Origin of the sequence: Pedobacter sp. UBA5917 (genome assembly GCF_002432345.1) — a bacterium.
Classification (GTDB): Bacteria; Bacteroidota; Bacteroidia; order Sphingobacteriales; family Sphingobacteriaceae; genus Pedobacter.
The window spans coordinates 1-7,401 of record NZ_DJDT01000116.1; the positions used below are offsets into that span (position 1 = coordinate 1).

The window sequence follows — 7,401 nt, forward strand, 5'->3', positions numbered from 1 at the left end:
TGATGCCAGCATTGTGAAAGCTGCAGAAGCTGCCGTAGCCATTGCAAAAGGAAATGCAAAACTGATGGAAGAACCTGTTCAACTGGCTCCTCAAAAGGGCTTTGGCGAGGTGAGCTGGAAAACACCTATCGAAATCAATGCTTTTGAAGTGCCCATTGCCGATAAAGTAGACCTGCTTTTAAAAGTAAACAGCGAGGCCATGAAAGGTGGTGCAAAATACATCAGTTCCAACCTTTTCATGATCAATGAGCAGAAATACTTTGCTTCAACCGATGGTTCGTATATCGATCAGGATATCCACCGGATATGGCCAACTTTTACGCTCACCAAAACCGATGCGGCAAGTGGCAAATTCGAAACCAGAAATGCGTTAAGCGCACCAATGGGTATGGGTTTTGAATACCTTAAACCTAAAGAGGAAGAAAAAATTAAAGGTGGCCCCGTTACGATGTACAAAAAGCGTTACGACATCCTCGAAGATGTGCGTGAAGCCGCAGTACATGTTGACGAAAAGTTAAAAGCGAAACCCATTGCCCCAGGCAAATACGACCTTGTATTGGATCCTTCGCACCTTTTCCTAACTATTCACGAATCGGTTGGCCACCCTACAGAACTCGACCGTGTTTTAGGTTATGAAGCCAACTATGCAGGAACCAGTTTCCTCACACTGGATAAATGGGAATCGAAAAAATTCAACTTCGGGAGTAAAGAAGTTAACATTATTGCCGATAAACTGGAAACAGGATCTTTAGGAGCGGTGGGTTACGATGATGAAGGTGTAAAATGTGGTAAATGGGATATCATTAAAGACGGGATTTTGGTAAATTACCAAACCATCCGCGATCAGGCACATATTTTAGGCTTGGCAGCATCACAGGGCTGTTGTTATGCCGACAGTTGGGACAGTATCCAGTTTCAGCGGATGCCTAATGTTTCATTAGCGCCTGGAAATGCGGCTTTAAGTGCAGCAGATATGGTTAAAAATGTAGAAAAAGGCATTTATATGTTCGGCCGGAATTCTTATTCCATTGATCAGCAACGCTATAATTTTCAGTTCAGCGCACAACTGGCTTACGAGATCAAGGAAGGTAAAATTGTAGGTATGTTTAAAGATGCCGCTTATCAGGCCAATACCCAGGAGTTCTGGAATTCTTGCGTGCAGCGCTGTGATAAAAACGATTACCGCCTGGGCGGAACATTTTCGGATGGAAAAGGACAACCCGGACAGGCAAGCGCCGTTTCGCATGGCAGTGCCACTACGCGTTTTAATGGCGTTAATGTAATTAATACAGGAAGGAAGTTGGGGTAAGATTTTCTAAATGCATTCGTCACCCTGAATTTATTTCAGGGTCTATTTTGCAAAGATCCTTCGCTACGCTCAGGATGACAGCCTCACTAACTTCTTCACGATTTGCATCGGGATGCACGAGAAAGGCGATTGTATCGTCAGAAGTACTATATCCTGCATTGCAAATGCAGTTCTCTTTGATCCTCGTTACAAACGAGGACCATTGTTCACCATATAAGAAATATAAAGCAATTTGAGCTTACATTATCTAAAATGTCTTATATGGTGAAAAATCAATAACCAAAAGAACAAAAAACATTATTTATCACTACCAATCTCATAAGATCGTTTCAGCAGATAAAGTGCATAATTTACATCTTCAATGTGCTGAACATTAAAACTTATCCATCCCGATTTTTTAAACACATGATGCTCTTTTATCTTCCCTTCGAGCATCAGTTCGGACTTAATTTTCCGTAAAAAAAGAATATCCAGTATACCATTGCTGTGGATATGCGCAAATTCTATCTTTTTATAATTAAACTGTGTACCACCAAATTTATGCAGACTTACCGAAGTATTTTTCCATTTTAGCACTTCACGTTCTATTTCGTCTATCTGATCTAATCTTTCGGGCTTTGCAATCAGCATCCACATTTTTATCAAGCTATCAAAAACCAATGCAAACAAGGGGATTGATTTAAGAAAATTCAATCTCTTAACTATAAATAAAAACATGTTTAATTTTGTTCGCTGATCTCCTTAATATGTTCCATTACTCTTAAGTGAACATTTCGGGTAATACTTTCTGCCCATAAATCATAATACCAGATCGGGAATACCTTTAAGCTATACCAGCTATTTCCAACAAGTGTTGTGGTTCCATTTCCATTATCCTTTAATAAAAACTGACCTCTTTCAATATCAATATGTCCCATAATTTCAGGGTCTTTGGGTTGGCCGATGATATCGAATGTTAAATCTTTGTTGATATCAAAAGTTACAATCTTCTCGTCAAAAACATATCCGTTGCTGAAAATACATTTTCTCCCTGCTCCTTTTCTATAAGCGGTAACGGTAGTTTGCATTGGGCTGGGCATCCCCACTTTGAAGAGCCAATAGGTATTTGCCCGTTTAATTTTGTCAAAAGAAACAACATGTTTCCAGATTGTTTCGGGTGTAGCATTGATCACTATTTCATCACTTACCATGTTCCGATAATGATGATCAGAAACAGAGTCAACTGTAAAAACGACCAGCAGTATCGAAACAATGCTAACATTTAAAGTCTGGTTGTTCTTGCGGAACATCGCTTTACCAATAAATGCTCCTGTAATTACAAAGGCAAAAATGAGAGGAGAAACAATAATTAAACAAATGGTTCCCTCTCCCAAAAAAATGTAACTCAAAACAATGGCAAGAAACCCATCTAGGATTGAATACCAGATGATCGATCTGCTTTTTAGATTGAGACTTCTCCAGAACCAGGCACTGATTACCCCCATCAAGAGTGGCAAAATAACAAATTCCGAATATATCAGAATACCATCTTTCTCACTGTGAAATAAATTATTTAACCAGATAACGATTAAGATGATCACATTTGAGACAATTATCCCTTGGAGCAATTTTGATTGGAGAAACGTTTTCATATTATTTTAATTAGATCAAAAGTAAAATATATTTTTAAACTTTCAAAAATTATTGAAAATAAAATATAAATAATATTGGATTAACTTTTATCTACGTAAAAAGCCTTTTGAGCTTATATTCTCTTAAATGTCTTATGTAGTAGAAAACAATAAGCAGGCAAAAGATCCTTCGCTGCGCTCAGGATGACAAGTTAATAAAATGGCCGTCATCTCAACTGAAGCGCAGCGGAATGGCGAGATCTATCTCAAGACAGATTTCTCGGCCTCAAACATCGTCCCGATTTGCAATCGGGATGTCCGAGGAAGGCGATTGTATCGCCACACATATTTTATTCTGCATTGCAAATGCAAACCTCACTGATCCTCGTTACAAACGAGGACCATTGTTCACCATATAAAAAATATAAAGCAATTTGAGCTTAAATTCTCTTGAATGCCTTATATGCTAAAAACGATAAGCAAAAAAAAGATCCTTCGCTGCGCTCAGGATGACAGCAGTTTTAGAACAACAAAGGGGCATTCTATCCAGACATGCCCCTTTTTCTAACCAAATATAAACCTGTTTGAGCCAGGAGTTTCTGTATCGGTTGGTATCTCACCAACCGATTTTCTTATCAATTATGCGTAATAATTGTTGCGGCAATAGATGGTGTTCCACTTACCGTACCGTTAATGTAAACCGTATAAATTTTTCCGGCTTCGAAAGTGGCCGCATTCAAAGCTGTATTGGTTAAAGGAATAACTGCTTTAGTCGTATTATCCTTTATCAATAGGCTCAGGTTGGTACCTGCATCTACTTCCTTAAACGGTCCGAGTGTTCTCCAGCTTAAACCTTCAATCACTGCAGGTGCCTTTCCTGATGTATAGGGAATAATGGTTTGGTTGCCAAAATTACCATAAGCCACACCGGCAAATATTTCTGTTCCGGTGGCATAGGTAAGATCAACCTTTGGTGCATCGGGCGAAAAATTGGCAAACCTGATCTTGGCTTTACCCGATGCCGGAAGCGTAAGATCATCATATACCAGGATCAAACTATCGATATTACCCGGATTTAACGTGCTGGTTAATTTCTTCTTTACGGTAAACAAACTGTGTGCAAAATTTGCAATAGGCCCGTTCGGACCGGCAAAAGATGCCGAATTGGTTTCCTGAACAAAATTTGCACTGCCACCAAAAATATACGATGCTTTATAAGAAAGATCGGTTCCTTCCGTCAGGTTAAACTGTACTTTTCCGTATTGGGTATCCAAATAACCCGAAGCCGTATTGCGTTGTAGTGCCGTGGCCGTAACTTTTCGGGTAAAATCCCAAAAATTAACGGCAGTAACCGATTGGCGTGCATTGATAAATTTAACCTTTGCACTTAAAGCAGGCCTGTCGCCGGCATCGATATCGAGGTAGTCTGTCTTTTTGCACGAAGCAAACAATGAAGCAGCTAATGCAAAAAATAATATTGGAAGTTTATAAATTCTCATCTGTAATCTTATTTAAAGGTGGCCGAAAGTCGGATAAAAGGTTGTAAACCCGTGCTGGTACCCGATTGTGCAGCACTTGGCGAATTGGTACGGGTAATATTACTTCCGGGTGCAGGGATAGAATAATCGCCCAGCACATTGAACAGATTATTTACACCAACGGTAGCCTGTAGCAAAGGTGTAATCCGATACCCTGCCGAAACATCGGTAATCCATATCGGACTATAGGTTTGATAATAATAATCTGGTTTCGGGAAATTCGCATTTAACTGGCTTACCGCCGATACCGATCCAAAATATACGCTGCGCAGTAAAAAATTAAACTTATTGATGTTGTAGGTTCCCTGCAGGGTAATTTTAGTTTTCGGGATGCTACGGGTTACGCGCACCTCTTCGCTCTCGTCGAAAATGATGTAACGGTAAGCTTCTAAACCTTTAGGTGTATTTACTTTGGTAAGCGTTGTTTTTTGGAGGTTTGCACCCGCCAAAAAGGCTACGTTACCCCCATTTGGCAGTAAGAAACGATAACTTCCCGTAAATTCGATGCCCCTTGTGCGTGTGCTGAAAGAATTATAGAAAAATTTTGCCTGCACGGTACCGGTTTGCACAAATAGTGCCCTTACATCAGCAGGTAAATTCGCATCTGTAGCAGAGAAACGCCCGGTATTGCCCACACGGTCTTTAATGTCGATCTGATAGGCATCAACCGTTAATTCAACGTTCTGGATCGGCTGTGAAGTTAATCCGGCAGAATAACCTTTCGATTTTTCGGGCTGCAGCGATGGAATACCCAAAGCTTTGGTTGCGGGATTTACGTTGTTTGCCGTAACCTGATCAATCGCTACACCATTCTGGAAAGTGGTAGAGGTTTCGGTATAGTAAAACTGTGCCAGATCGGGCGCCCTGAAACCAGTGTTATAGCCACCTCGAACGGCCAGCCATTTGGCGAAACCGTAACGCGTTGCTGCTTTGTAAGTAGTTACACTTCCAAAATCAGAATAATTCTCTACCCTTACCGCACCTGATAAAAGCCATTTATCGGTTACATTCAGTTCGAGATCGGCATAAGCGGCAGAAATAGAACGTTTCACATTTACCTCGTTCGATGGCCTGAAACCGGCATGAATCTGCGAACCTGGCGAAAGTCCGTTTAAAGGCGTACTTCCCGCAGCAATAAAATAAGGAATACCGCCGGTGGTGTAACCGATAGAATAAATAGGGGTTAAATCGGCTTTTGAGTAAGAACCCTCTTCTCCAGCAATAATCTGATAGGTTTCTACGCGGTACTGACCACCAAAGGCAACGTTCAGTCCTTTAAGCACTTTATCAAATTTTCTCGAGAAATCTAAACTTCCGCTGTTCTGCGAAGCATTATAACTGCCCGCGTTAAACGTGCGTGGCGTTTTTTGTCCTAAACTGGCATTCAGCGTATTACTGATGATATTATTGAAAGCATTTCTGCCATATACGTTTGATACATCAAAATTCCATCCACTTATCTTGCCCTTTACACCTATTGCCAAAGATTGATCGGTGATGATGTTATCCATTGCCGGTAAAAAACCATCCGGATAAACAAAGGTATTGTTGCGCTCGGTCCAGCCTGGCAAACGGTATACGGCCGTAAACTGCGAGTTACGGTGACTGATACCACCAAAAGAATATACCTCGAAACCATCTTTTAATGGAATTCCGGCATTGAACGATAGCAAACCATCTTTTGATTTATTGGTCGATCCACGCTGATCAAAGAAATGGCGGTCGATACCGCGGCTGGCAATTATGGCATCATCAATTTCTTTGGTATAAATCTGATCGAATCCCCTGGTATTGGCGCCACCACCATAAGCCGGCCCAATGTAAATCCCATCAGAATAATTCCCCGAAGGAAGCGACACGGCTTGTGTAGCATATTCGCCAGTGATATTAAGGAAGCCTTTTGCACCCAGTTTGAGGCCGATATTGGCATTGCTCCTGGTCGTTAAACCATCTCCCCTGCGGCGGATACTTTCAATCGTACTTGCCGTAATTTCATCGGCAGTATTTTTCAATACCACGTTGATTACCCCTGCAATGGCATCCGATCCATATTGGGCGGCAGCACCGTCGCGTAAAATCTCAATGCGATCTATCGAACCTACCGGAATAGCATTCAGATCGTATCCTGTTGCGCCGTTACCTAAACCGCCCCAACTGATGTTTGAACTTTTATGTCTTCTTTTACCATTTACCAGCACCAATACCTGATCTACACCCAAACCCTTCAACTGTACAGTAGAAGTTGCCGAAGCAGCATCGCCACCACCCGAAACCGAAGAGTGGAAAGAAGGTGATACATACTGGAGCAACTGCGTTACACTGGCCTGAGGTGAAGTTTGCTGCAACGTTTTTAAATCGATTACATCAACCGGAACAGGCGAATTGAGTTTGGTACGGTTGGCATTTCTCGAACCTACAATCTGTAGTTCGGTTAAAGTATTGTCGGCCTGTTCGAGCGAAACGTTTAATTTAGTAGCCGATCCGATTTCTACGGTAGCAGTTTTATAACCAATATACGATACTTCGATAAAACGTCCGTTTTTAGTCGAAATTTTAAATGCACCATCTTTATCGGTAACGGTAGAACCTTCCAATCCTTTGATCCTTACCGATACACCCGGTAATGGCGATTGATCCTCTGCAGAAACCACCACTCCGGTGATGATCCGCTGCTGGGCAGATGATTTTGAGTAGATAACTGTACCCAACAGCAATATTAATAGTAGTTTTATCTTCATGTTGTTTATTTTGGAATAGACATGCCAATGGCCCTTCAACCTTCTTTTGGGTTGAAAAATTTGTTAAAATTGATTTTTCGGGTTTTGGCTACAGGCCTATTTTATGGTTTGGTTTTTTGAAACTTGTCGTCGGTTAGCGACAGTAAAAAGGCTTCAATATCATTTATTTCAGTTTCGCTCAATCCCAATGGTTTATTTAGGGAAAG

The 7,401-nt window shown here is 41.1% G+C and carries 5 protein-coding genes; 1 reads left to right on the top strand and 4 read right to left on the bottom strand.

Going from position 1 to position 7,401, the window contains the following annotated elements; genetic code table 11:
• Positions 1-1,309, top strand: a 1,309-nt coding sequence (locus B2V92_RS06960) for a TldD/PmbA family protein (RefSeq protein WP_293306155.1), incomplete at its 5' end; no start/stop codon positions are given.
• 297 nt (positions 1,310-1,606) lie between these two features.
• Here B2V92_RS06960 and B2V92_RS06965 read toward each other — a convergent pair.
• The 4 genes from B2V92_RS06965 to B2V92_RS06980 form a co-directional block, all read right to left on the bottom strand.
• A complete protein-coding gene (locus B2V92_RS06965; RefSeq protein WP_293306157.1) occupies positions 1,607-2,026 on the bottom strand; it encodes a luciferase family protein in 420 nt (139 codons plus the stop codon).
• Between the two features lie 2 nt (positions 2,027-2,028).
• Entirely contained in the window at positions 2,029-2,940 is a 912-nt protein-coding gene (locus B2V92_RS06970; RefSeq protein ID WP_293306159.1) for a hypothetical protein, read from the bottom strand.
• Positions 2,941-3,554: 614 nt separating this feature from the next.
• Positions 3,555-4,418 (bottom strand): DUF4397 domain-containing protein, encoded by an 864-nt coding sequence (locus B2V92_RS06975; RefSeq protein WP_293306161.1) that lies wholly within the window; start codon positions 4,416-4,418, stop codon positions 3,555-3,557.
• An 8-nt stretch (positions 4,419-4,426) separates the two neighbouring features.
• Positions 4,427-7,195 carry a TonB-dependent receptor gene (locus tag B2V92_RS06980; RefSeq protein ID WP_293306163.1) on the bottom strand — a complete coding sequence of 923 codons (2,769 nt, stop codon included), beginning with the start codon at positions 7,193-7,195 and terminating at the stop codon, positions 4,427-4,429.
• Positions 7,196-7,401 lie beyond the last annotated feature (206 nt).